The organism is Vulcanisaeta sp. EB80 (assembly GCF_002078205.2).
On the sequence record NZ_LCWN02000022.1, the window covers coordinates 1 to 21,774 of the forward strand.

A 21,774-nucleotide genomic window follows, 5' to 3' on the forward strand; every position below is an offset into this window, starting at 1 on the left:
TCCATCTTGTCTATGTAATTCCACACAAACCTATACGACATACCCAACCTCCTCGCCGCACCACTTATTGAACCAGTCTCATCAATAGCCTTAAGAATATCATAACCACCAGGACCAATCAAATGAACACCACCAACCTCAACCCAAACCCTAAACCTAACACTCACAAGGGTCGGTTTGGGTAATTATTCCTTAATTTTTTATTTCTGAAATTAATTGTGGAAATACATTAATGCCCAACTACGTAATTCTTCTCATGATGGTGAAAAGGGATTTTTTACACCACCCAATAACTTAACTTAAGGTAATAATGAGTAGCGAATCACCACCTTATGATAGGGAGTTGCCTTTTTGGGAGCATGTTAGGGAGTTGGGTGTTAGATTGAGGAGGGCCTTGATAGTATTCGCAATAGTCTTCATAATCCTCTGGCTACCCATGCCCGACTACCACAGCCACAACGTGACCCAAGCCATCATAGGCTTCTTCACCATGGAGTACTACCCAATAATCGCGTACGTGTTCAAGCACTACATACTAAACCTAGTATACTCCTCGGCAAGCTCCGTGAAGTGTGCCTCGAGTTATGTGGTTATAACAAACGGAACTACCACGCAACCCATAGGCATTATATCAACTACGGTTCTTGGGCCTTTCGTATTTAGTGTGGAGTTGAGTATAGTCATTGCGCTCCTCGTGACAATACCCGTGTTGATTTACGAGGTTTATCAATACGTGAAACCGGCCCTATACCCGCATGAGTTGAGGGCTGTTAGGAGGTATATCTGGGTGGCTACCGCATTATTTTACATCGGTGCATTCATTGGTTACTACTTTGTTTTCCCCGCATTCCTAAGGATAAGCCTATTCTGGAGTTGCCTATTTGGTTTCGTACATTTACTAACAACGAGTGGATTCCTGGACACATTCATAGCCACACTATTCTTCGCAGGCTTCCTATTCGAGACACCCGTGATAATAGCCCTACTGACACAAACCGGTTTAATAACGCCGGATGCCCTCTCGAGGAATAGGCCGTACATCTACTTCGGCGTACTCTTCGTGATAGCAATAATAAACCCAGACCCCACACTAGTCAGCACACTGCTCTGGTTCATAATGTTCATAGCATTATTCGAGGCAGGGTACGTATGGAGCAAGAGCATTTATAAGAAAATGCCCAAGACCTAGCCGCTTTTACCCTCCCCAAGCCTCCTTAGTATCTCACTCATTATTTCCTGCTTCGTCTTACCCCTAACATCTATGTTCAGCGCCCTGGCTATCCTCAGTATGTCTGGGTCAACGTCATTCATCACCGCCTGTCTTGTCTCATTTATTGTTCTAGCCACCTCAGACCTCGCTTCATAAATTGGCTCGTTTATTTCCCTTAGGAAGTCATCCAGGGATTTCCTAGCCCAGTTATACCATTTACCTAGCTCCCTCGCTATTGTTGGCAGCATCTCGGGCTTCCAGGCAATAAGCACTAGGAAGAATAGGAATAGCAGTAGCCCCGTCTGCTCATCAAGGATTAGGTAAATGTGCATTTAATCACCGGCTTTAGGGAAGTACGGTATTATTTATTGCTTAACCTCCAGTTAATCTCCTTAACCAACTCCTCCTCAGACTTACCCCTCGTATCAATACCAAGTCTCTCGGCAATCTCGAGAACCTTGGGGTCAACCGTTGTCCTAGTTTCAACCTTCTTCTGCTGGGTTAATCTATTGTTTATCTCGGTCAATAATTCATCCCTTGACTTACCGGTTGGGTCGATACCAAGCTTCTTGGCTATTTCGATAAGCTCTGGCTCTGGTTCGCTCTCCTGAGAACCGCGTTTAAACTCCCTAACAGCCTGACCAAAACTCCTAGCCAACTGGGGAATCTTGCTTGGACCCCAGATGATGAGGACAACAAACGCTATGATAATCAAAATCAAGGTCTGCGTATCAATAAACAATATGACACCCATACAAAACAATGCTAACTGCATTGCTTAAAAACCTTGCTTACATAAGGGTGAAAAAACCTACGTCACGCTTTATAACAAATTGAACGAATAGAGACTAGGGTAATGAACCTGCACCATAAGGACCCAACTAGCGAGTTAACAACCTATGAACAAGCGCCAATAGGGTTATGGTAATTCCCATCAACATGGTCATTATGATCTCCGAGAACCTCATAAAGAGTAAGGCATTTCCACCAATTAAGTATGCGAGAATAACGGCGAGTGGTGTGACACCAATGCTAGGTATTGTGCATGATCCAAGGGCACACACAGCCCCAGTCACTGCAGCCGAACCGGTTGTCGCAACAACACTAAACACACCACCAACCGCCCCACCCAACTTAACCGTTAGGTGCCTAACCGCTATTCTTAACTGCAGATAAGCAACACTAAGCACGAGCCATACACTCAGTACCAGGTTTAGTAGGCCCATGGTCATGAGCAGGTACTGCGTAAGGCTATCCCTAACATTCATCATTAGATATGGTATATAGTTGTAACCAGGGATTCTGATTACCTCCACGTTCATTAAGTAAATAATTATTGAAGCAATGACCAGTAACATGAATATCAACCTCAGACTACTAATTGAGAAAACGTCGAAAATACCGTGATTACCAAGAACCCTAACAACGTCCTTAATTACGAACCTCATAAGCACTCTACCACTCCTATAAATCAATACACCACCAATCACTAGAAACAACATTAGAACGACCATTGTGAATACGTACTTACCAATAACTGAAGCGGTTATGCCCAGCTTTACTGCGTAGAGTAGGTTTACGCCCATTGGAATGAGTATCAGTGGTAAAACTATTGATAGGGTTACGAAGAGGTATATCATTAATGCCGCAAAACCCTCATTACTCATACAACCCAAAGGATGTTAGCACGCCGATTATTAAGTTTTTAAGTCAAAAAATAAAACGTGAATTAACGAATCATTAATATATAATATTTTACTAATGTATAAGATGATAAAAATCCATCGACAAGTTCACTTAAATTAACTTAGAGTATTCTTTTAAGTAACTAAATTTGACACCAATACCGTATGCCAATCACAATCCCATCAATAGGGGAGAAGTTCCCTGAACTAAATGTGGTAACTACCCATGGACCAATGAAACTACCCGACGCATTCAAGGGCAAGTGGTTCATACTCTTCAGCCATCCAGGTGACTTCACGCCTGTATGCACAACGGAGTTTGTGAGCTTCGCGAAGCACTACGATGACTTTAAGAAACTGAATACCGAGCTGATAGGGTTAAGTGTTGACTCCGACATAAGCCACATAGAGTGGGTTAATTGGATTGAGAAGGAGTTGCATGTTAAGATACCATTCCCAATAATCGCAGATTCCCTGGGCAATGTTTCGAAAGCCCTCGGCATGCTACATGCTGAATCCGGCACAGCCACCGTGAGAACAGTATTTGTAGTCGATGATAAGGCCGTGATAAGGACCATACTGTACTACCCACTGGAGCTCGGTAGGAACATACCTGAGATACTCAGGATAGTTAGGTCGCTACAGCTAATCGATAAGTACGGTGTGGTAATGCCGGCCAACTGGCCCTATAATGAGTTAATTGGTGAGAACGTCCTAAACCCACCACCGCACAATGTCGAGGAGGCCCCCAAGAGACTGCAGCAGTATAAGGGTTATGCCTGGTGGTTAACCTATAGGGAGTTGCCTAAGAATGAGGTTGAGGAGACCAAGCAGATCATTAGGATCAGGATTGAGTAAGGGAACTTTCACTGAACCTTAACCTTAAAAATCAAGCCTTAATACCTTGAGTATGTAATGATTTTGAGGGGAAAAACATTATTTGGAAGTGGTATTGTGGAGGGCGAACTTGTTGTTTATAGGGAACCGCTTTCCTTTCTGGGCGATGTTGATGGCAGGAATGGTATCATAAGGATTACCAACACAAGTATCGCAGGTAAGGTTTTGGCGATACCAAGCTCTAGAGGTTCTACGGTAGGCCCTTACGTAATGTACCAATTGAGTAAGTACGGCAAAGCCCCCCGAGTTATACTTAGTGTTAAGGCTGACACAATGCTCATAATAGGTGCGATTATGGCGCAGATACCGATAATGACGGATTTACCAAGGGAATTATTAACTCTTAAGGATGGTACCGCGGTGCGCGTTGATCTTGACAGGGGTGAGGTCTACGTCGATGAGCACTGAGGCTAGGTTAGCGTTGTTACTCCTTGAGGAGCTCGAGCTTAAGGGTGGTAAAGCCAAACTCAAGTATTTGAAGGTGTATAGGTTAATCTCTTATTGGCTCGGTGACGAGTACGCCAGGAGGATCATGGATAGGTTAACATCCTCTGGGTACATCTCAGTAAAGGAGGGCGCGGTCGAACTCCTACGTCGATTTAAGACGGATAAGAACTTATCGCGAACGTACAGGGAGGCGAGGGAGTTGGTAATTAATACCTACTTAACCATGCAGCGGCCGCCGAGTAAGTGAAGTAGTTCAATGACACCCTCATTTTCGTGAATACCCAATTTTCTCAGACCATCCAGGGTGCCGTTGATGTTGAATGAGGAATTAATCAATAATCCGCCTAAGACCCAAACCACAGAGTCCAGGTTGAGGGGTGGTATACCACTTAATTTACCAATCTCACCCCAGGCATTTTGAATTTCCCTCCTGCGCTTAACCATGACCTCCCTAGCCATCTTGCCGAGATCGTATAAGGAGCCCATCGGCAGGAGCCCACTGCATATTGTTATTACGGAAACCCTGTAATCCACGGGTATGGGTATTTCCATGGGTATTGCCGTCTCGAAACCACAAGCCCTGTACACGTAGTAGGACATCTTTACGGAGAAGACTACGGTCTTCTCCTCGCCAGAGCCTCCAACAGTGTTCGTGATCAACCTCCACAACCCGAGCATATCCCTTGCGTATATCGTGAGGTCCCTATTAACGATTTTGGGGCAAACGTTTTCAACCCTCTTGATCCGCGCATCCCTGTACCTAGTCAGGTATTTACTGTTAAATACATAGTTTTGGAAATCTCTACAGAGGTTTCCTGGTTTATTATTGATGAAGTAGTTAGCGAAGTAATTCCAGTGATCCTCACCCTTACCCACCAATTGATAACTAACTAATGAGTTAAGTATTGTGAGTTTTAGGGTTAGATTGACATCACGCAAACCATTGCATAGCCTAGCAATTGCAATGAATTGAGGATCCCTCTCCTCAAACTGCCTAATCCAATCAATGCCCAACTTACGTAGCACCGAGGCTATGGCACTCCCTACATCCCCCAACATTCACTTCACCGTCATGCTCCTACGAATTACGAAAAATCTCCAAAGGGTTATCACAGCAATTACCTGACCCCAATCAAGGTAGAGGAGTGGCTTACCTATGGTTATGAGCACGTACGTAAATGGATAAAGAATCACTGGAGCACCTATTGTGAATAGGTAAATATAGTGGGTCACTATGTAGAAGGCTCCATATATGATGCCGGATGCATCAAGGACTATTGAGGGCTTTATTACATAGGCTATGTAAACAAGAACCCATGCCAGAAACAATAGTGAGGAGACCCTCCACATGTAAATGTAAAGTGGTACGTAATTAACATGCACTACCTCGCCTGACCTATAAATCACGTAGCCATAAACCCTATACTCAAGTGCAAAGGCCTCGCCCACATGCACAAGCCCCATTAGAAAGAGTAGGGCTGTGATTACAAAGCCGAGTATAAAACCCCTCCTAACCCTCACCCTAACCTCAGCACTACTCATAATGAAGCCCAACCGCCTTAGTGCATATTAAAATTAATTCTCCTCAAATTAACCTATAGAGACCAGTCATCAATGTGTAATAGAGTGTCAAGCCTATGAGAGACCAGAAAACAATCGATAACGCTATCATGACCTTACTTCTTACGGATTGGTTCACAATAACCTTTGATAATAATGAGTCTAGGAATTGTCCACCATCAAGTGGGTATGCAGGGAATGCATTGAGTAATGCGAGTGTGAGGTTTAGCGTGTATATCCAAAACATTAGGTTATAGAAGGACCTGCTCTCGACAACGATGTTCCACGGACTAATATAAAGGGCTGAGTAGCCCAGGAGTGCCATTGTTAGATTCCTAGTACTCATGACCTCATTAATCACAGCACCATTGACTGGGTTGTACATCGTGAGTGTAACATTACCTGAATTTATGGAACTCAGGGTGGATATTAGGGAATAGACACTGGCTATTGGGTGTCCATTAATTGCCGTAATCACGTAACCGGTCTTAAACGCCGCATCTGTGGAATTAACCACATACACGATAGTCGTACCCAAAAGGCCCTGGGTCAATTGAGGACTCAGTAATGCTAACCCCACCAGGGCTACAGCGATGTAGGCAAGTACTATATTCATAAAGACCCCGCTTGAGTATACCGCAAGCCTTACGGCAAGGCTCCTACTCCTCAGTTCCTCTTCGTCGATCTCAACAAAACCGCCAAAGGCGAGGAATAGAAGGGCGAAGGCTCCACCGGACTTTATCTTCACGTTAAACCTGGACGATACAGCCCCGTGGGCCATCTCGTGAAGTAGTATGCCGAGGCCTATGGCTACTATTACGTAAATGAATGTGTAAAGTGATATCGTAACTCCAGGTATCAATGGTGCCAATGGTGTGAAGCCCCTCTCCACGGTCTCGATAGGGCTTAATTTGTGTGTGACTGCTATGACCATGAGCACGAGGTTTCTAACCATTAGGTAGAGCATTGATGGTAAGCCCCACACGTTTATGCCTAGTATGGTCAGTGGTATTGGTACAATTATGAACATGGATAATAGGAATAGACCTATGGTCAAGGCCATTATTAACCAACTAGGTATCCTACGTAGTAGGTTACCCAGCGGTGCTATCACCTCCTTAACCAACTCCTCATCCCTAAGCATTATGAATAAACCGTAGTAAACCCTGACCGGTATCTTAACACCAAGAATCCTGAGTAGGTATATGATGCCGACTAGGGCAAACCATGCCGCAATAACTATTATCAAGCCAAGGTACTGCATTGCCCTCACCTAATCCTCACGATAGACCCTGCACCAACATCATGCGCATTCCTATGATTACTCACCAATTCCCTCCTCAATTTGGGTCCAGTACCATGTAGTGGGTAAATTGATGTCAAATTCCTAGTGATGTCTCTCAACAGTACCCCTTGATATTCACTGGTTGATGTTGCTCCTAACCCACCCACGAAATGCCTAATATCGAGCTCCTTAAAGAACCTTAGTAACTGATCGTCATCGATTAACCAAAGATTTAATCCACAACCGCTTATCAGTAATTTATGGCTTGGTATGTAGATCAGCAGCTCACCAACCCTTTTATTACCAACCCTAATAAGCTCAACAGAACCAAAACCAAGCTTAAACCTCTCCCTACCACCAACCTCAATAACATCGAACCCAAGCCTATCCAACCTGTCCCTGAGTTCGAAACTGTTTACCGTATTATCTATTGGGATTGCAACCTTTGCAACACTGGTTAGGGCATCTAAACCGCCCCAATGGTGATTGATGGGTGTTGAGATAACAAGGAGCCTAGGATTTGCATTGATACCCATAGCCTTCATATTCCCCAAGAGCCTCTCGGTACTTGAGCATGTATCAATCATCAATTCACCATTTATAAGTAATGATATTGAGTTGTCACCCTGAATACCCGGCGCCTTTACCTCATTGTCGCAAACCACATCAATTACTAATTCATTGTTAGCATTCATTTCCACTAGATTGGGGATGCGAAGAAATAAATCTTTTCCCCATCCTCGATCATGTTGGTAAGGTTTTAAATGGGTTATTCAGCAGGTATTTCCCGAAATGTACTCACAACAGGGAGGTATTAGGGGTAGGGTACTTAGGTATGTATGGCCCATAGCCTTCGTACTAATGTTTGCGATAGTTGGCGCCTGGGGTAATGTGGCTCATGAGACCTTCATCACGTGGGTAATCGTCATCGTATACCTCGTGGTATTCTTCGGCATAGTAATAGCAATCGGCATTAGGAGCACCAGGACTAGGCTGAGGGAGATCGAGGATTACATGAAGACCAGCAAGGGCGGCGCCGTGGAGAAGCTGACACGTGATGACTTCATGAAGGCCATGGAGAAGGATCCTGAGTACGTGCAGGAGACGAATAAGTTCGTTAAGTCCCAGTTGAAGAATATGGTAATCCTAATGGTAGTGTTGATAGGATTATTGATGCTTTACACGTATGTACTGTCTGGTCCGTTCGTAACATTATCTAGGTATATAGCGAACTCAACAAACATGGGCGCGTATGCAAAGCCGTGGTTCACACCAACCATTGAGGAGGCGAACCTATTCTACGCCTACTTCATTGATTACCTAATATACTTCGGAATATTCTTTGTGCTTATGTACGTAATATTTAGGATAATGAGGATGCCCTTCATGACAACCAACGTGCAAATAACGGACTACCCATACACAGTCACCAAGGAGCTCATAATATTTAAGGACGCCATACTCATTGACGGCATGTACCTATTAAAATCACCAATACCCGTTAAGCAGGTAATTATTAACGAAAAGAGAAGGTTCGTAGAGTTTGAACTAACGAGACCATTAACAGGGCTTCCATACACTAAAGTTCGAATATACAGCAAATCACCAAGGGAACTTTGGGACAAGGCCATGAAGAGTTTATTCAAGGTTGAGGGTAGTACGAAATAATTTTTGATAAGTAATGATTTATTTTTATCACCTATGATTTAGCCGAATAGGCTGGCGAGCCCTGCAGCAATCTCCTCCTCACTCGGACCCTCCTTCTTCTCCTCCGCCTTCTTCTCCTCAGCCTTAGCCTCAGCACCAGCCTTCTGCTCACCACCAGCCGCAGCACCAGATGGTGCAGCAGGGGCGGCAACTGTCGGCATGGCCACGGCAGTCTTTATGGCCTCATCGATATTGACCTCCTTTAGGGCGGCGACAAGGGCCTTAACCCTAACCTCATCCACCTGGATACCAGCGGCTTGGAGAACCTTGGTTACATTCTCCTCGGTGATTTCCTGTTTGCCGTAGTGAAGCAACAAAGCTGCGTATACGTACTCCATACCTGCTCGACATGAGAGTTTGAGAACCGCTTTAAAAACATTACTTAATCCAAGGCTAGGAAATGATTAGGAAAGTCATTGTCATAACCAAGGACTGGGATTACCTCAGGAGCGACCTGGAGCTGCTGTGTGAACGATTAATTAAGAGCAACGTTGAGTGCGAAATGAGGGATTTAGATGATACCGAGTCAAGACAGTTGGTGATTAGGTATGGCATAGAGAATGGTATCGTTAGGATACCGCAAATATACGTGATTAAAGACGGCAACATTAAGAGGATGCACTACGAGATAACTAAGGATGTGAGACTAAATGTTGATTCATTGATTATAAACATAATGAACGAAGTGTGTAGCCGGGAGTAACCCACGCCCTTCACAGGCCCGCTGTCCACGGGTCTCCGTGTGGTTAATACAATATCTCCATAAATCCTAATAAAGCTTCCGCATCATCAAGCTCCCTGGAACTTCGGCTGCCTCTTCTCCTTAAAGGCGGTAATACCTTCCCTAAAGTCCTGGCTATAGCGTAGTAGGGCGAATGTCTTCCTCTCTATATCATAACCAACCTCACTCGGTGCATCCTGTACCAACCTTATCGCCTGCTTAAGTGCCTTTAGTGCGAGTGATGATAGCGTCATTAAATCCCTGGCTATCTCTATAACCCTATCATAGACCTTATCCTGTGGCACAACCTCATGAATAAGACCAAGTTGTAACGCCTCATCAGCCTTAATCCTTTTACCAAGGAGTAGGTAATACCTAGCCCTGAGCGGACCTAGGGCTTTAACGATTTTTGTCAAACCACCACCTGCGGGTACCATGCCAAGCCTTATCTCAGGAAGCCCTATCTCCACATCTGGTGTCCCCACCCTAATATCGCAAGCCAACGCCAATTCGGTGCCCGCACCTAGCACGTAACCCTTCAATAGGGCAATTGTTGGTTTACTCAATTCCTCAATCATCTCAATGGTCCTGCCCCAATCAATCAAATCCCTAGGCCCTGAATCCAGGAATTCGGTAATATCACCACCAGCGCTAAATGCCTTATCACCACTTCCCCTGAATATCACCACCTTAACATTCTCATCTCGCTCTAATTCATCAACCACCCTACCCAAATCCCTCCTCATTTCCATCGTTATTAAATTGAGCGGTGGTCTATTTATTACGACCTCGGCAACACCATCATTAACCCTAACAACCCAGTTACCGCCAGAGTATGTTCTTTCAACCATACCACTTAGCTGAGCCATGCCTAAATTTTAAGGGTTAATCTTAACGGTTGGTTTTTATTTTAAATTACATATTTGGGTAAGTATTTATTAATAATTATCAACCATGTAGGAACCATAACCAGCTATGCATGGTTATGCAGGTAGGGTGCTAAGGATCGATTTAAAGCGAGATAGGGTGGAGTATGATACGGTTGATGAGGATATTGCCAAGTCATTCATTGGAGGTAGGGGCTTGGGGTTAAGGCTCATCTTCGGCATGGGTCTTGGTGTGGATGGCATAGACCCTCTTGGTCCTGAAAACCCATTAATAATAGCCACGGGTCCATTGGGTGGAACTAGGCTACCGCTAGCCACTAGGGCTGCTGCAATATTCAAGTCATCATTAACGAATAGGTGGAGTTACTCAACCGTTGGTGGTACCCTAGGCGCATACATGAAGTATGCAGGTGTGGATGCAGTGGTGATAACAGGGTCTAGTGATAAGCCCTTGCATATTATTATTAGTGATGGTAAGGTGGAGCTTAGGGATGCTAGGGACTTATGGGGCTTGGATACTGTGGAGACCGAGCATAGCATTAAGAGGGAGTTTAGGGACTCGGCTGTGCTCACCATAGGACCTGCCGGCGAGAATAAGGTGCCATATGCATGTATTGGTCATGAGGATTGGAGGCAGTTTGGTAGGACTGGTGGTGGTGCTGTCATGGGAAGTAAGGGTATAAAGGCGATAACCTTCATACCCACAAGTAAGACGGTTGATGTTGCTGATGATAAGTTATACCAGGACCTGGTGAGGAACCTGGGTAAGCAAGCGGTGATGAATCCCGGCATGATACCCTACAGGCAAGGTGGTACTGTTAGGCTTATCGACACTGGCAACGGCATGGGATTCTTCCCATCAATCTATTGGACGAAGGTCGTCATGCCAGGTTGGGAGAACATATCGTGGGAGAAAACCCTAAAGCCGAAGTACTTCATTAAGAACGGTGCCTGCCTCTACTGCCCAGTTGCGTGCCATAAGGTTGTCAGGTCAAGCAATGGCGGGTATGACCTTGAGTACGAAACAACAATGGCCCTGGGCGGGTTAACGGGCGTCAACGATCCACAAAAGCTTATCGACTTGGCTGAGCTAGCTGATAGGTTGGGGTTTGACACAATAAGTCTAGGTAATACCATAGCATTCCTGATATACCTTGGCGAGAAAGGCATCGTTAAGGGAACACCCAGGTGGGGTGATTATGATGGTATTAGGGAGTTGATAATAAACACGGCATATAGAAGGGGGTTAGGCGAGTTGGCGGCGCTCGGTGTTAAGGCAATTTCGGAGAAGCTTGGTGTCCAGGACTTGGCAATACACGTTAAGGGACTTGAGCCGGCGGCGTATGATCCAAGGACGCTTAAGGGTATGATATTGAATAATGCAATTTCTGAAAGGGGTGCTGATCATCTCTGGTCCAGCGCATACGCTGTAGATATCGCGGGTCAGGCTGGTGGTAGGTTCGCGACCGGTGAGGATAAGGTTAGGGCAATCATGGATATTGAGGAGAGGAATGCGCTGTATGACTCAATGCTCCTTTGCAAGTTCGGGAGGGCTATATACACATGGGACGTGATTAGGGACGCCCTAAATGCCGTTACCGGGTTCGGCTACACCACCGATGAGCTTAGGGAGACTGCCCAGAGGATAATCGTGCTTCATAGATACATGAATAAGACAACAATCGATCAGGACAGACTACCACCTAGGTGGCTTAGGGAACCCGTTGAGTATGAGGGTAAGAAGTACGTTATTTCAGAGGAGGAGTGGTCGTTCATGGTTAGGAAGTATTACGAATTAAGGGGCTATGATGAGAACGGCAGACCAAAGCCCGAGATTCTCGTGAGGCTCGGCTTAATTAATTCTTCATAACTTCGATTCAGGACTGTTGATCCTTAAATGAGCATCACGGATATTTCTAGCCCTTATTACCACAAAAATGCCTATGTACTTACGGAAAGACACAACATCACCAACCAATTTATCGATCAAATCCCTTAACCATGAGATGGGTCCGATGTTCTTAATTGTAAGACGCATTACTGAGTATTCCCTAATGGATCTTGGTGCGATAATCGAGACAAGTAGCGGTAAGGGTAATGTTAGGTAGTAAAGTAATAATGCATGTATTAGAACCGCATCTGGTCTCCAAAATTCCAACACTATAAATGAACCGTACCTCCTCAGTACTCTATGCACCTCAACCATTGCAAGGGGTTTATTGCTGAACTGCCTGAGGGCGAAGGCTGTGTACACAATGCATGCTGATGATGACCTTAGAGGCAGCATTTCCCCAATAGCAACGACTTTATCAATAATTTCAGACCCACCTCTCATCATAAGGAGCCCATTCACTGCCGGATCTATGAGCACTATTGATCTAGGCTTAACACCAAGTTTAAGTAGGTACTTGGTCATTGAGCCATCACCCGCACCCAAATCAACAAGTACACCATCGCAATCCCGTAGCGACTTCATGATCTCCAGGGAAGCCCAATACCTCAATCTAGGTAATAGGTGCAGGGTAATCACATTATTGACCAGGTCGTAATTCGAATATGCAAATACCCTATTCATAGCATCCCTGAAGAAACGCGTAATACTCACATAATCACCTCAACAGTCTCAATGAGCCAGACACCTTGTTAATAAGGTCCTCAGGCCCTGGACCGATGGTTAGCACGGTTATGGTGCCAGGAGGCAATTCTGTTAAGCCAGCATCCTCAACAAGGAATGTGGGCAAACCAAGTCTCTCAGCTTTATCCTTAAGCGCCAATAACTCATTTAGTGAGTTCACAACCAGGACTATCTTCTTCTGCCCTGATGACTCCCAAGCCCTAAACCATTCAATCCAATCCTTCTTACCCTCACTGAGCACCCTGAGTACGGCACCCACAGCGCCATGCGCTACCTGAGCCGCGAGTTTGCCGCAGGACATGTTCAGGTCAGTCCTAACTATGATTACTTGCTTATACATGATCCCCGCAACGCCATAAATTCATAACCTAGGGTTTAAAAATGATTTTATGGTAAAGATCGTGACTCACAGAGACCCGTGAGTCACAAGCCTATGAAGGTCGAGGGGTCCCCCTTTGCTCCTCCCATCGTTTTTCACCAATTAAACATCACTGCCTTAGTGACGGCCAATCCTGAATTATTCTCCGAGCAGCATTATAACCCGGTATACCAGTTACCTGCCCACCCGGCCACGTGCCTGCACCGCCCAGGTACAAGCCCCTTATCGGCGTTTTATAACCCCAGCCCGACACGGGTCGCTTATCGAACATAAATTCCTCAAACATGGGTAGATGATTCAGGTTACCACCGGCAACCCTGAATATACTCTCATAATCGTTTGGCGTTATTATCTCGAAGGCTTTGATATTGCTCCAGTCAATGTTCACATAATTTTCCAACTCATCCCTAGAGGGTAGGCCCGTAACTATTAAGTAGTTGTTTCGTATCACAGTTTCACCAAAAGGTAACTGAAGTATTGATTCCCTATATCTATCCAATTCACCCTTCAACCTTATCTCTCCGTCATAAACCAAAGCAACTCTATACGCACCGCCAAACATCACACCTCTAAGCCTATCGGTAACGCTCCTGTCGAAATACTCCTCACCAACCAACTCGAGTATCGTGTTCACAGGGCTCGCCGTGGATAGGACGACCCTAGTCTCTATGGTCCTATCATCATCAGTAACAACAGCCTTAACCCTGCCACCCTCAATCACTATCTTACTAACCCCCAACCCAAGCATTACCCTAACGCCACTCCTAATCGCAGCCCTATACAACTCACGGGCAAACACCTGCATACCAACCTCGCCATCCTTGGCCGGGTAGTACCAGTCCGTGGCTGGGTTGTAGTAACCAACCATGAAGGCTGGTTGATCAAGGTATGGTTCGAATATGAACATGTCCCAGAAGTCGTGAGGTAAGTACCTTCCCAGGAAATCCCTACTTTTCAATTTAAGGAACTCATTGAGTACTGGGTCGTTAAGCAGCTCATCCCTACTGGGTGGTTCGGTTCTAAATAAATACTTACGCAGAACTTCGTGGAATTTCACTATCTCATTCCACATAGCCCTTAAATCATCACCAAGACCCCACCTGTTGAACTCCTCAACCCTCTTATCGAAGTCCCTCCACCACCTGACAAGCTCTCCATCCTTGACGTACACCGCTATTGGGTCTGGCTTGTACTGCTCAATGCCTATGCCTAACTCCTTAATTAGGTCCGTTGGTATTAAACCGAGTACATACGCACCTATGGGGACCTCCACACCACCTATTACGTGCCAACCAGCCATACCGCCAGGCCACGGTAGTTGATCAAGGACCAAAACATCAAGACCCGCTTTAGCAAGTACGATGCCTGCGATTAGCCCATTATGACCCGCACCAATTATGACAACATCAGGCACGCCTTTGATGATCAACCTGGTTTTTAATGCTTATTGCAAGTACTTATTGTATCCCTCAACAAACTCCCTAAGTGAGTCAGGTACCTTATATACCAACGCGGCTGCGCCCACAATGCCTATGTCGTCACCAAACTCTGTGAATTCAATCCTAGCAGCCCTAACGGTTAAGTACCTACCCAAGTACCTCCCAATACCAGCCCTGAACAATTCCTTATTATTCAATGCCATGGAGCCTCCCAAAACTATAAGCTCTGGATCGTAGGCATTCATGACCGTTGCAATACCTGCCGCATGAACCCTCATTAGGAAGTTGTCTATGAAGTCCCTTGCCAACTCATCACCATCATAATAAGCCTGAAAAACTTCCTCAGTACTCACATACTCGTTTCTCGACAATCTCTCGTGAAGCCTTGATCTATACGTCTTACCCTTAATGAATTCCTTAATTACCCTAGGCACATTAGCCCCTGAGCCCAGGGCCTCCCAATGTCCATAACCACCACAACCGCATTGTATATTCGAGTCTATGTCAATTACCGCATGCCCTATTTCGTGGGCATTACCATCCTTGCCAATGAGGAGGTGGCCATCAACAATGACGCCAGCACCTATCCCGGTGCTAAATGTTATGTAGACGAGGTTCCTAATGCCCTTACCAATGCCGAATACGTACTCACCCCATACGGCAGCCATGGCATCGTTACCCAAGACAACAGGTACCCGGAACTCCCTAATAATTGGCTCAACGAGTTTAAACCTCTTGATTGGGGCATTGGGTGCCAGTGGCACAATACCACTCTTGAGATTCAGAGGGCCTATTGAGCCAATCCCTATACCGGCAATGGACCTAGACCTGGCTAGGTTCTTCACCGCCTTTATTATAACCTCAGCCACGGTATTCTCATCACCACTCGAAGGCTGCCTAACCTTCAACTTATCAATAACGCTCCCACCTTCATCGACCAAACCAACCCTAATGAATGTGGCTCCAACATCAATACCTACGTAAACCATACGGCACCTACACAGTTATTCCGATTTTAAAGTAGTAAGCCATTAATTATCGACGTAAATTAACATAATTAATGAATTTATAAAGGAGCCCAAGCACTTAACCTGAGTACATGGTTAAACTTGTGGTTAAGCCGATCGCTGAGGTTATTGATGAGGACAGGATTGCTAGGAAAACGGAGGAGTACCTAAACGAGATGCTTAGGGGTGCGCGGATTATAGGCGACGATTTATACCTCGTTGATGAGCCGACGGGTAGGGCAACACCGTCATTATTTAGTTACGATTGTATTGTCAAGTCCCTAATACGTCTTAGGTTTGGTACCATAACCAACATGGAGGGCTTGAGGAATCTGGCTAGGGGTAGGGCTATCCACGATCTTTACCAGGAATGGTTTAAGGTTGTGAATCCCAGGATACATGTTGAGGTTGAAAGCGGGATAGAGACCGTGGACACGTCAGGTAGGGCGGACATAGTGTATATGCGTGAGTTTGATGGTGAGGAGATTTGGGGGTTGATAGAGCTTAAGAGCTCGTGGAACCTGAATGAGGAGAGGGAGCAAAGGTATCTGAAGCAGGTTGTGTCGTATATGTTAATGCTCGAGGATGCGGGTATAACGATTAGAGAGGCGTATTTGGTGACTATGAAGAACGTCAAACCACTACCAGTAATGACATTACTGAAAAAGTACGGGGGAGTACTTAATGAATTAAAGAGCTTAGAGTCATTTCAGGGATGGCCTGTTGAACCACCAGATCCACTGCTATGCATGAGGTGTGAGTTAAGGCCTATTTGTAATACGTACGCTATCTACCAGGGTAGTAAGGCGATGAATCACCCTGACCTCCCTCCACCCTGAGGGACAAGGCTTGCCCTCTCTTATCACTAGGTTAATGTTAATGTTTATTAAGGTCTGCATGCAAGGTTTGTGTGCAGTTAATAAGTAAGATCTTAGTTGGTTATGATGGATCTAAGGCTGGGGATAAGGCGCTCGAGTATGCAATAGGCATCGCCAAGAGCTTCAACGCCAAACTATATATTCTCCACGTTATTGAGGAGGGCAAAATAGCCATCGCACCGGATTCAACCATGTACCCATCATTGATAGAAACCATGGAAAAGCAGGGCAGGGATCTCCTAAATAAAGCACTCGAGAATGCCAAGAATGCCGGTGTTGATGCAGAGACACTACTTGAGGTTGGTACTGACGCCGCCGAGACAATAATAAATGTGGCAAACAGACTTAACGTGGACATCATAATAGTTGGTTCTAGGGGATTGAAGGGATTAACGAGGTTCCTACTCGGTTCTGTGTCAGAGAAGGTTGTTAGGTACGCCAACAAGCCCGTGCTTGTTGTGCATTGAAGCTCCGTTAGGTTTTAAAGTACATGCTTATGTATGTCCTTGCCATATGGTTGTTGCGGAGATTAGTAGCTTCATACCGAACTGGATCTGGAGTGCAATAAAGGAAGCCTTAATACTAATTGTTGCCGCGATACTCGTATACCTACTACTTGATTACGTCTTTGATAAGATCGTCAAGGCATTCGTGAAGATCGCCAGGAAGGGCGATGTTGAGAACGCACGCTTCATATTCAGAATAATCCTGATAGTGACCATATTATCGGCTATAGCCTATGTCTATAGGCAGTACTTGATTGTTGGCGCCCTATTGATTATTGTCGCCATAATCCTCGTGATCGGCATGAGGCCGATAATTGAGGAGTATTTCACGGGCAAGATTGGTAGGTTGGTTAGGGATTTCACGCTTGATGTTGGGGATCACGTGGAGATCATGGGTATAAAGGGTTACGTAATTAAGCAGACACCATTGGGTTTGGTGATAAGGAGTGCGCGTAATGAGCTTGTTTATGTCCCCTATACGTTAATCATGAAGAACGTTATAAAGAGAGTACCACCAACGGAGGGTATTGAGATTAGGATACCCTTTAAGGTGCCTAGGGATGACTCGTTAATTGAGGATTTGCGTGCTGAACTAAAGGGGTACATGGAGCAGTTGGGTATAGAGGATCCTCGTGTTGATGTAGCCGCAATAGAGGATGATTATATCGAGTTGATTGCCAGGGGCGCTTATAAGGACCTGAGGACCGTTGATGAGGTAAGGTACTCATTACTCGATAGGGTACTCAAATTAATGCCGAAGATTGAGAGGAGGTATGGCAATAATAGATATCAACAATAAACCAATTACTCAGTTGATACTTCATTAATGAATCTCTCAACATTACTCAGGGTGCCAACAATCACCAGCTCAATACCGCTCTCGATAATGTAATCATTACCTGGTTTAATAGCGCCACCTGCCGTTATTACGTAGGGAATGGTGATATCATAATTCTCAACTAAATAACCAATTTGCCTATTCACCATGGGTGAATTCTCCCCAATGCGTACAATGGCGAAGGCCAAATTTGTTGATTGGTCTACGGTTAATACCCTGGCGACATCACTTAAGACTAAATTCTTTATATTATCTGAAACCAGGCTCTCCACATTAACTATCGCCACACCCAATTCCCTGAACGAACCCTCCATATCCCTATTATTAACCCTCGCAATGATCAGCGGAACACCCCTCCTCTTGGCCACCCTACATGCTTCAAGGTTTAGTTTATCATCCTCTGAAAGAGCTAGGAAGAGCTCTGCCCTATCCACACCAACCTCATTAAGCACATTTTCATCGCTTGGGTCGCCTTTATATACCATGGCTGCTGATTTAAGGGTCTTGTATGCCTTGTTACAGGCGTCTTCATTCGAATCCACAATCCTGACCTCGTACTTATCTGCAAGCATCCTAGCTACTTCGATACTCACGTTATTCGCACCAACTATTACGGCATGCTTCAACGGTATCACCAATTAACGGTATAATATGGGTTACTTAAATTCATTATTGCCCAGCACCATAAAACAGTACAGCACTTAAAGGGGTAGTTAGGGCTTTGTTTAGATGATGCTCAGTGAGTGGATGAGCATGGTTAAAGAAGGCTTAAAGTACTCATACGCACCATACAGTGGCGTTAAGGTTAGCGCCCTCGCAATAACACCGGAGGGTAGGGTGTACCGCGGCGTCAACGTTGAGAACGCATCCTTAGGACTTACGGTGTGCGCTGAGAGAGTGGCTATATTCAACGCCGTCTCTAATGGCGAGAGGAGGATAAAGACCATAGTGATAACCTCAAATCTAGATAAGCCAATATATCCCTGTGGTGCATGTCTCCAGGTTATGAGCGAGTTTGGTGTAGAGGAAGTGATCATCGTGCATGGTAACGAAGTAATACGGCATAGCCTCAAAGAGTTATTCCCAAGACCGTTTAGTGATTGGAGGAGTTAGGATCTACACCCTTTATTATGGTCCCTCAAAACCACACACAGGGCATTTATAGGGATTGCCAGTCCTCCTGCAATGCTCGCACCTCCAGATCTCAGCCTTACCACAGTTTGGACATAGGAAGTGGGTTGCCCTCTCGTAAGGCTTAATCGGCTTACCACATGAAGTACACACCGGCACACTGGGTCCATACAGTGCCGGTTTTGGTCTCTCAACCCTGGGTATTGCCATTGACTAATCGTGGAACCATCACTAATTTAAGCATTTCTCTAAAACCCACACTGTGCGAGTCTTCATCAGTGAGTAATCCTTAATAAACTAGATACTCGATTTTACGGGATGGACATTAATAAGGCAATAGGTTTTGCAATACTGGCTTTAGCACTCGTATTAGCTGCGGTGCTTACGTACTACATACTCACCAAGTTCATAGCACCACCATCAACACTGCATAGGGGAACAACGATTGTGGCGCTACCTGTCGGTACTGGCCCGTACCAAGTCTCCATTGTTGCATGGCCACCATACTTCCAACTAGATAATGCATCTTCATTCTACCGCTTATTCACTAACTACAGCCTTGTTTATGGACCAAGCACCGCGCCCATTAAGGTATTGATAATATACAACCCGGTCATGCCGCCGGCCACAAACTTTACAGTACTTAACACAAACTATATATTGAGTACCGCTGGCTCAGGCCTTGTGCAATATGAGATAGCCTTTAATGTATTTTCGTTCATGACCACATCATCTCCAACCTCATCACCATTAACCATTGCGGAACTCAATGTGGCCTCTGTAGCCTACTGTCTCTATTATAATTCCACCAATAGGGATTACGCCCTATTATTCCTTAAGGAGGTTGGTTCCTACGTGGGATCCAACGTAACGAACATTGCCAACCTAACTAGTACTGCCGAGATACAGAGCCTACTCAATAAGTTGGGAATAAGTATTAACGCATCGACTTGTGTAAGTAAGTATGAGGATCTTGTCATGAACTCCAGGTATCAGGGGCTTGTTGGACTTACGCTCAACGCGTACTACGTACCTCCATACTACACACCAAACCCCTTAATTGGTACCTCCCCTATCAATTCACCAATAATATTTATACTAGGTTATAACTCATTGACCAGCGCTTATGATAGTACAATTAATGACCTGCAACTGCCCGTATTCATCCAAAACCTAATTACCCAGAAATTCATGTATCAAAACATCACCGGCTAATTCATCTTTGTATTACCCAATCAAGCCCCTTATGGCACCACTTAACTTAACTATTTCTAAATACTCAACGTTGGCAGCCACGTATAGGAGTAGGACTGATATTGCGTAATAAATAAGCAATACAATAAAGTCATTCCTGGCAACAGAACTAGTACTACGTACGGACCTAATAACCCTACCTGTCAGGAATAGAGAGCCCGTTGTGGAGAAGGCGTATGCCATTAACTCTATTATTCCATGCGGGAAAAACATGGTTACCACCAGGGCGAAGACTAGGGCTATTGGCGAATTTATTGTGAACGCCACATATACACCGAGTATGAACCCCGTCATTACCAGGGCAAGTACGAAGATGGGTGGGCCGATGATGGGTATCGCCATTAAGGTATCTATAACGAGATTATGTAGGAATATGAAGTTGGGACCCAGGTTAACGGTGCCCATTAACTCGCTCCTTAACTCATTAATTGCGGTTTGGCTTATGAACAGGGGACCTACATAGAACCCTATTATGGAAAGCACTACTAACATTAATAACTCAATTATATAGAGAAGAACAACTCTCTTGATGTTAATAACCATGTGTAACCACCAGGATGTAGGAGGGTGCGCGATCCGCGTTCAAATCCCTCGTCATGGATCCGCACATCCCTCCTGTCTTCACTAAAACGTAATCAATACTGCGATTATTTAAACCTTGCTAACCCTTACCTCCTACCTATCGTTTCCAGGAGTCTATTAATGACTATTCTTCTAACGAACTCCTCACGTTCATCCTCATCGAGCTTAAGCCTAACAAACCTGGCGCTCTCTGTTATCCTGGGAAGCAGCACATTGTCTATGGCATTAACCATCCTCTGGTACTCCCTAACCCTCGCAAGTAATGTGTAGAATAGGTTCTCTAGGTTTATCATTTCCGAAACTATGCTAAAGTTGCTGTATATGCCATATAAGGCGCTATCCAGCTCCGGCGGTATTGCGAAAATGCCGTAATTAGGACTTGTGACACCCCTAAACTCTAACCCCCTGAACTTTATTCCCTCCATAACCAGGTCGGTGAACTCGGCATCTACCGTGGGCCTCACAGACTCGCTCAACTTTCCATAATCCTCAATACCCATTTTCGATACTGCTGCCCTAAGCAGCAAGGATGTCTTGCCCAACTCCTCATGAACACTCTTCCTAGCGGACTCGAGTTTGGGTATTATAGCCCTGATTCTCTGTATCGTGGCATTCCTAGCATCCTCAACAGTCTTCTTAATGCTCCTATAAAGTCTCTCCTGATTCCTAAGCCTCAACAATGTAAGACGTGATGGGATGGGCCTCTCAAAGGCCACGTTATTGTAG

Annotated in this window: 29 protein-coding genes; 12 read left to right on the forward strand and 17 right to left on the reverse strand. The window is 45.1% G+C overall.

Features of this window, described 5'->3' with window-relative positions; translation table 11 throughout:
• Window positions 1–310: 310 nt before the first annotated feature.
• Window positions 311–1,189 (forward strand): twin-arginine translocase subunit TatC, encoded by an 879-nt coding sequence (locus B7L70_RS05470; protein ID WP_081226881.1) that lies wholly within the window; start codon window positions 311–313, stop codon window positions 1,187–1,189.
• On the opposite strand, the gene B7L70_RS05475 is transcribed toward B7L70_RS05470, so the two are convergent.
• The 3 genes from B7L70_RS05475 to B7L70_RS05485 form a co-directional block, all read right to left on the reverse strand.
• The gene (locus B7L70_RS05475; RefSeq protein WP_081226882.1) at window positions 1,186–1,542 is read right to left on the reverse strand and encodes a DNA replication protein DnaD; all 357 of its coding nucleotides are present in this window, start codon (window positions 1,540–1,542) and stop codon (window positions 1,186–1,188) included. The genes B7L70_RS05470 and B7L70_RS05475 overlap by 4 nt on opposite strands.
• A gap of 29 nt (window positions 1,543–1,571) precedes the next feature.
• Window positions 1,572–1,964 (reverse strand): twin-arginine translocase TatA/TatE family subunit, encoded by a 393-nt coding sequence (locus tag B7L70_RS05480; protein WP_081226883.1) that lies wholly within the window; start codon window positions 1,962–1,964, stop codon window positions 1,572–1,574.
• 127 nt (window positions 1,965–2,091) lie between these two features.
• Window positions 2,092–2,877, reverse strand: coding sequence for a hypothetical protein (locus tag B7L70_RS05485; RefSeq protein ID WP_081226884.1), 786 nt, complete (start codon window positions 2,875–2,877; stop codon window positions 2,092–2,094).
• A gap of 183 nt (window positions 2,878–3,060) precedes the next feature.
• On the opposite strand from B7L70_RS05485, the gene B7L70_RS05490 reads away from it, so the two are divergent.
• Genes B7L70_RS05490 through B7L70_RS05500 form a run of 3 tightly spaced genes read left to right on the forward strand, consistent with a single transcriptional unit; the run spans window position 3,061 to window position 4,486 of the window.
• Window positions 3,061–3,753, forward strand: a complete 693-nt coding sequence (locus B7L70_RS05490) for a peroxiredoxin (RefSeq protein ID WP_081226885.1) — start codon at window positions 3,061–3,063, stop codon at window positions 3,751–3,753.
• Between the two features lie 57 nt (window positions 3,754–3,810).
• Window positions 3,811–4,200 carry an aconitase X swivel domain-containing protein gene (locus tag B7L70_RS05495; protein ID WP_081226886.1) on the forward strand — a complete coding sequence of 130 codons (390 nt, stop codon included), beginning with the start codon at window positions 3,811–3,813 and terminating at the stop codon, window positions 4,198–4,200.
• Complete coding sequence (locus tag B7L70_RS05500; RefSeq protein WP_081226887.1) at window positions 4,190–4,486, forward strand: hypothetical protein; 297 nt, start codon at window positions 4,190–4,192, stop codon at window positions 4,484–4,486. Before B7L70_RS05495 ends, B7L70_RS05500 begins: the two co-directional genes overlap by 11 nt.
• Here B7L70_RS05500 and B7L70_RS05505 read toward each other — a convergent pair.
• Genes B7L70_RS05505 through B7L70_RS05520 form a run of 4 tightly spaced genes read right to left on the reverse strand, consistent with a single transcriptional unit; the run spans window position 4,453 to window position 7,779 of the window.
• Window positions 4,453–5,298, reverse strand: coding sequence for an N-glycosylase/DNA lyase (locus B7L70_RS05505; RefSeq protein WP_081226888.1), 846 nt, complete (start codon window positions 5,296–5,298; stop codon window positions 4,453–4,455). The two genes, B7L70_RS05500 and B7L70_RS05505, sit on opposite strands and share 34 nt — an antisense overlap.
• Complete coding sequence (locus B7L70_RS05510; protein ID WP_081226889.1) at window positions 5,299–5,781, reverse strand: hypothetical protein; 483 nt, start codon at window positions 5,779–5,781, stop codon at window positions 5,299–5,301.
• Window positions 5,782–5,824: 43 nt separating this feature from the next.
• Window positions 5,825–7,063 (reverse strand): site-2 protease family protein, encoded by a 1,239-nt coding sequence (locus tag B7L70_RS05515; protein ID WP_081226914.1) that lies wholly within the window; start codon window positions 7,061–7,063, stop codon window positions 5,825–5,827.
• Window positions 7,064–7,068: 5 nt separating this feature from the next.
• The gene (locus B7L70_RS05520; protein WP_081226890.1) at window positions 7,069–7,779 is read right to left on the reverse strand and encodes a hypothetical protein; all 711 of its coding nucleotides are present in this window, start codon (window positions 7,777–7,779) and stop codon (window positions 7,069–7,071) included.
• A 97-nt stretch (window positions 7,780–7,876) separates the two neighbouring features.
• On the opposite strand from B7L70_RS05520, the gene B7L70_RS05525 reads away from it, so the two are divergent.
• Window positions 7,877–8,752, forward strand: a complete 876-nt coding sequence (locus tag B7L70_RS05525) for a DUF2208 family protein (protein ID WP_081226891.1) — start codon at window positions 7,877–7,879, stop codon at window positions 8,750–8,752.
• A gap of 38 nt (window positions 8,753–8,790) precedes the next feature.
• Here B7L70_RS05525 and rpl12p read toward each other — a convergent pair whose 3' ends face one another.
• On the reverse strand, window positions 8,791–9,129 hold the full coding sequence (rpl12p, locus tag B7L70_RS05530) for a 50S ribosomal protein P1 (protein WP_081226892.1): 339 nt from the start codon (window positions 9,127–9,129) through the stop codon (window positions 8,791–8,793).
• A gap of 62 nt (window positions 9,130–9,191) precedes the next feature.
• Between rpl12p and B7L70_RS05535 the strand changes: the two genes are divergently transcribed.
• Complete coding sequence (locus tag B7L70_RS05535) at window positions 9,192–9,494, forward strand: hypothetical protein (RefSeq protein ID WP_081226893.1); 303 nt, start codon at window positions 9,192–9,194, stop codon at window positions 9,492–9,494.
• 86 nt (window positions 9,495–9,580) lie between these two features.
• On the opposite strand, the gene B7L70_RS05540 is transcribed toward B7L70_RS05535, so the two are convergent.
• Window positions 9,581–10,363 (reverse strand): enoyl-CoA hydratase/isomerase family protein, encoded by a 783-nt coding sequence (locus B7L70_RS05540; RefSeq protein ID WP_081226894.1) that lies wholly within the window; start codon window positions 10,361–10,363, stop codon window positions 9,581–9,583.
• A 124-nt stretch (window positions 10,364–10,487) separates the two neighbouring features.
• Here B7L70_RS05540 and B7L70_RS05545 point away from each other — a divergent pair, with 124 nt between their 5' ends.
• Entirely contained in the window at window positions 10,488–12,269 is a 1,782-nt protein-coding gene (locus B7L70_RS05545) for an aldehyde ferredoxin oxidoreductase family protein (RefSeq protein ID WP_081226895.1), read from the forward strand.
• Here the strand turns inward: B7L70_RS05545 and B7L70_RS05550 are convergent.
• The 4 genes from B7L70_RS05550 to B7L70_RS05565 all read right to left on the reverse strand — a co-directional run bounded on the left by B7L70_RS05550 (window position 12,264) and on the right by B7L70_RS05565 (window position 15,841).
• Window positions 12,264–13,004 carry a class I SAM-dependent methyltransferase gene (locus B7L70_RS05550; RefSeq protein ID WP_238376120.1) on the reverse strand — a complete coding sequence of 247 codons (741 nt, stop codon included), beginning with the start codon at window positions 13,002–13,004 and terminating at the stop codon, window positions 12,264–12,266. The genes B7L70_RS05545 and B7L70_RS05550 overlap by 6 nt on opposite strands.
• A gap of 4 nt (window positions 13,005–13,008) precedes the next feature.
• On the reverse strand, window positions 13,009–13,374 hold the full coding sequence (pth2, locus tag B7L70_RS05555) for a peptidyl-tRNA hydrolase Pth2 (protein ID WP_081226897.1): 366 nt from the start codon (window positions 13,372–13,374) through the stop codon (window positions 13,009–13,011).
• Window positions 13,375–13,522: 148 nt separating this feature from the next.
• Window positions 13,523–14,827, reverse strand: a complete 1,305-nt coding sequence (locus B7L70_RS05560; protein WP_081226898.1) for an NAD(P)/FAD-dependent oxidoreductase — start codon at window positions 14,825–14,827, stop codon at window positions 13,523–13,525.
• A gap of 30 nt (window positions 14,828–14,857) precedes the next feature.
• Window positions 14,858–15,841: an ROK family protein gene (locus tag B7L70_RS05565; protein ID WP_081226899.1), complete on the reverse strand. Its 984-nt coding sequence runs from the start codon at window positions 15,839–15,841 to the stop codon at window positions 14,858–14,860.
• Between the two features lie 110 nt (window positions 15,842–15,951).
• On the opposite strand from B7L70_RS05565, the gene B7L70_RS05570 reads away from it, so the two are divergent.
• The 3 genes from B7L70_RS05570 to B7L70_RS05580 all read left to right on the forward strand — a co-directional run bounded on the left by B7L70_RS05570 (window position 15,952) and on the right by B7L70_RS05580 (window position 18,042).
• On the forward strand, window positions 15,952–16,698 hold the full coding sequence (locus B7L70_RS05570; protein ID WP_081226900.1) for a Dna2/Cas4 domain-containing protein: 747 nt from the start codon (window positions 15,952–15,954) through the stop codon (window positions 16,696–16,698).
• A 71-nt stretch (window positions 16,699–16,769) separates the two neighbouring features.
• Window positions 16,770–17,204, forward strand: a complete 435-nt coding sequence (locus B7L70_RS05575) for a universal stress protein (RefSeq protein ID WP_081226901.1) — start codon at window positions 16,770–16,772, stop codon at window positions 17,202–17,204.
• 46 nt (window positions 17,205–17,250) lie between these two features.
• The gene (locus B7L70_RS05580) at window positions 17,251–18,042 is read left to right on the forward strand and encodes a mechanosensitive ion channel domain-containing protein (protein ID WP_081226902.1); all 792 of its coding nucleotides are present in this window, start codon (window positions 17,251–17,253) and stop codon (window positions 18,040–18,042) included.
• A 5-nt stretch (window positions 18,043–18,047) separates the two neighbouring features.
• Here B7L70_RS05580 and B7L70_RS05585 read toward each other — a convergent pair whose 3' ends face one another.
• Window positions 18,048–18,716, reverse strand: a complete 669-nt coding sequence (locus tag B7L70_RS05585) for a TrkA family potassium uptake protein (RefSeq protein ID WP_238376121.1) — start codon at window positions 18,714–18,716, stop codon at window positions 18,048–18,050.
• Between the two features lie 94 nt (window positions 18,717–18,810).
• Between B7L70_RS05585 and B7L70_RS05590 the strand changes: the two genes are divergently transcribed.
• Window positions 18,811–19,194: a cytidine deaminase gene (locus B7L70_RS05590; protein WP_081226903.1), complete on the forward strand. Its 384-nt coding sequence runs from the start codon at window positions 18,811–18,813 to the stop codon at window positions 19,192–19,194.
• Between the two features lie 15 nt (window positions 19,195–19,209).
• On the opposite strand, the gene B7L70_RS05595 is transcribed toward B7L70_RS05590, so the two are convergent.
• Window positions 19,210–19,422: a zinc finger domain-containing protein gene (locus B7L70_RS05595; RefSeq protein WP_081226904.1), complete on the reverse strand. Its 213-nt coding sequence runs from the start codon at window positions 19,420–19,422 to the stop codon at window positions 19,210–19,212.
• A 108-nt stretch (window positions 19,423–19,530) separates the two neighbouring features.
• On the opposite strand from B7L70_RS05595, the gene B7L70_RS05600 reads away from it, so the two are divergent.
• Window positions 19,531–20,427, forward strand: coding sequence for a hypothetical protein (locus B7L70_RS05600; RefSeq protein ID WP_081226905.1), 897 nt, complete (start codon window positions 19,531–19,533; stop codon window positions 20,425–20,427).
• 12 nt (window positions 20,428–20,439) lie between these two features.
• Here B7L70_RS05600 and B7L70_RS05605 read toward each other — a convergent pair whose 3' ends face one another.
• Window positions 20,440–21,009, reverse strand: a complete 570-nt coding sequence (locus B7L70_RS05605; RefSeq protein ID WP_081226906.1) for a stage II sporulation protein M — start codon at window positions 21,007–21,009, stop codon at window positions 20,440–20,442.
• 125 nt (window positions 21,010–21,134) lie between these two features.
• Entirely contained in the window at window positions 21,135–21,764 is a 630-nt protein-coding gene (locus tag B7L70_RS05610; RefSeq protein WP_081226907.1) for a V-type ATP synthase subunit D, read from the reverse strand.
• Window positions 21,765–21,774 lie beyond the last annotated feature (10 nt).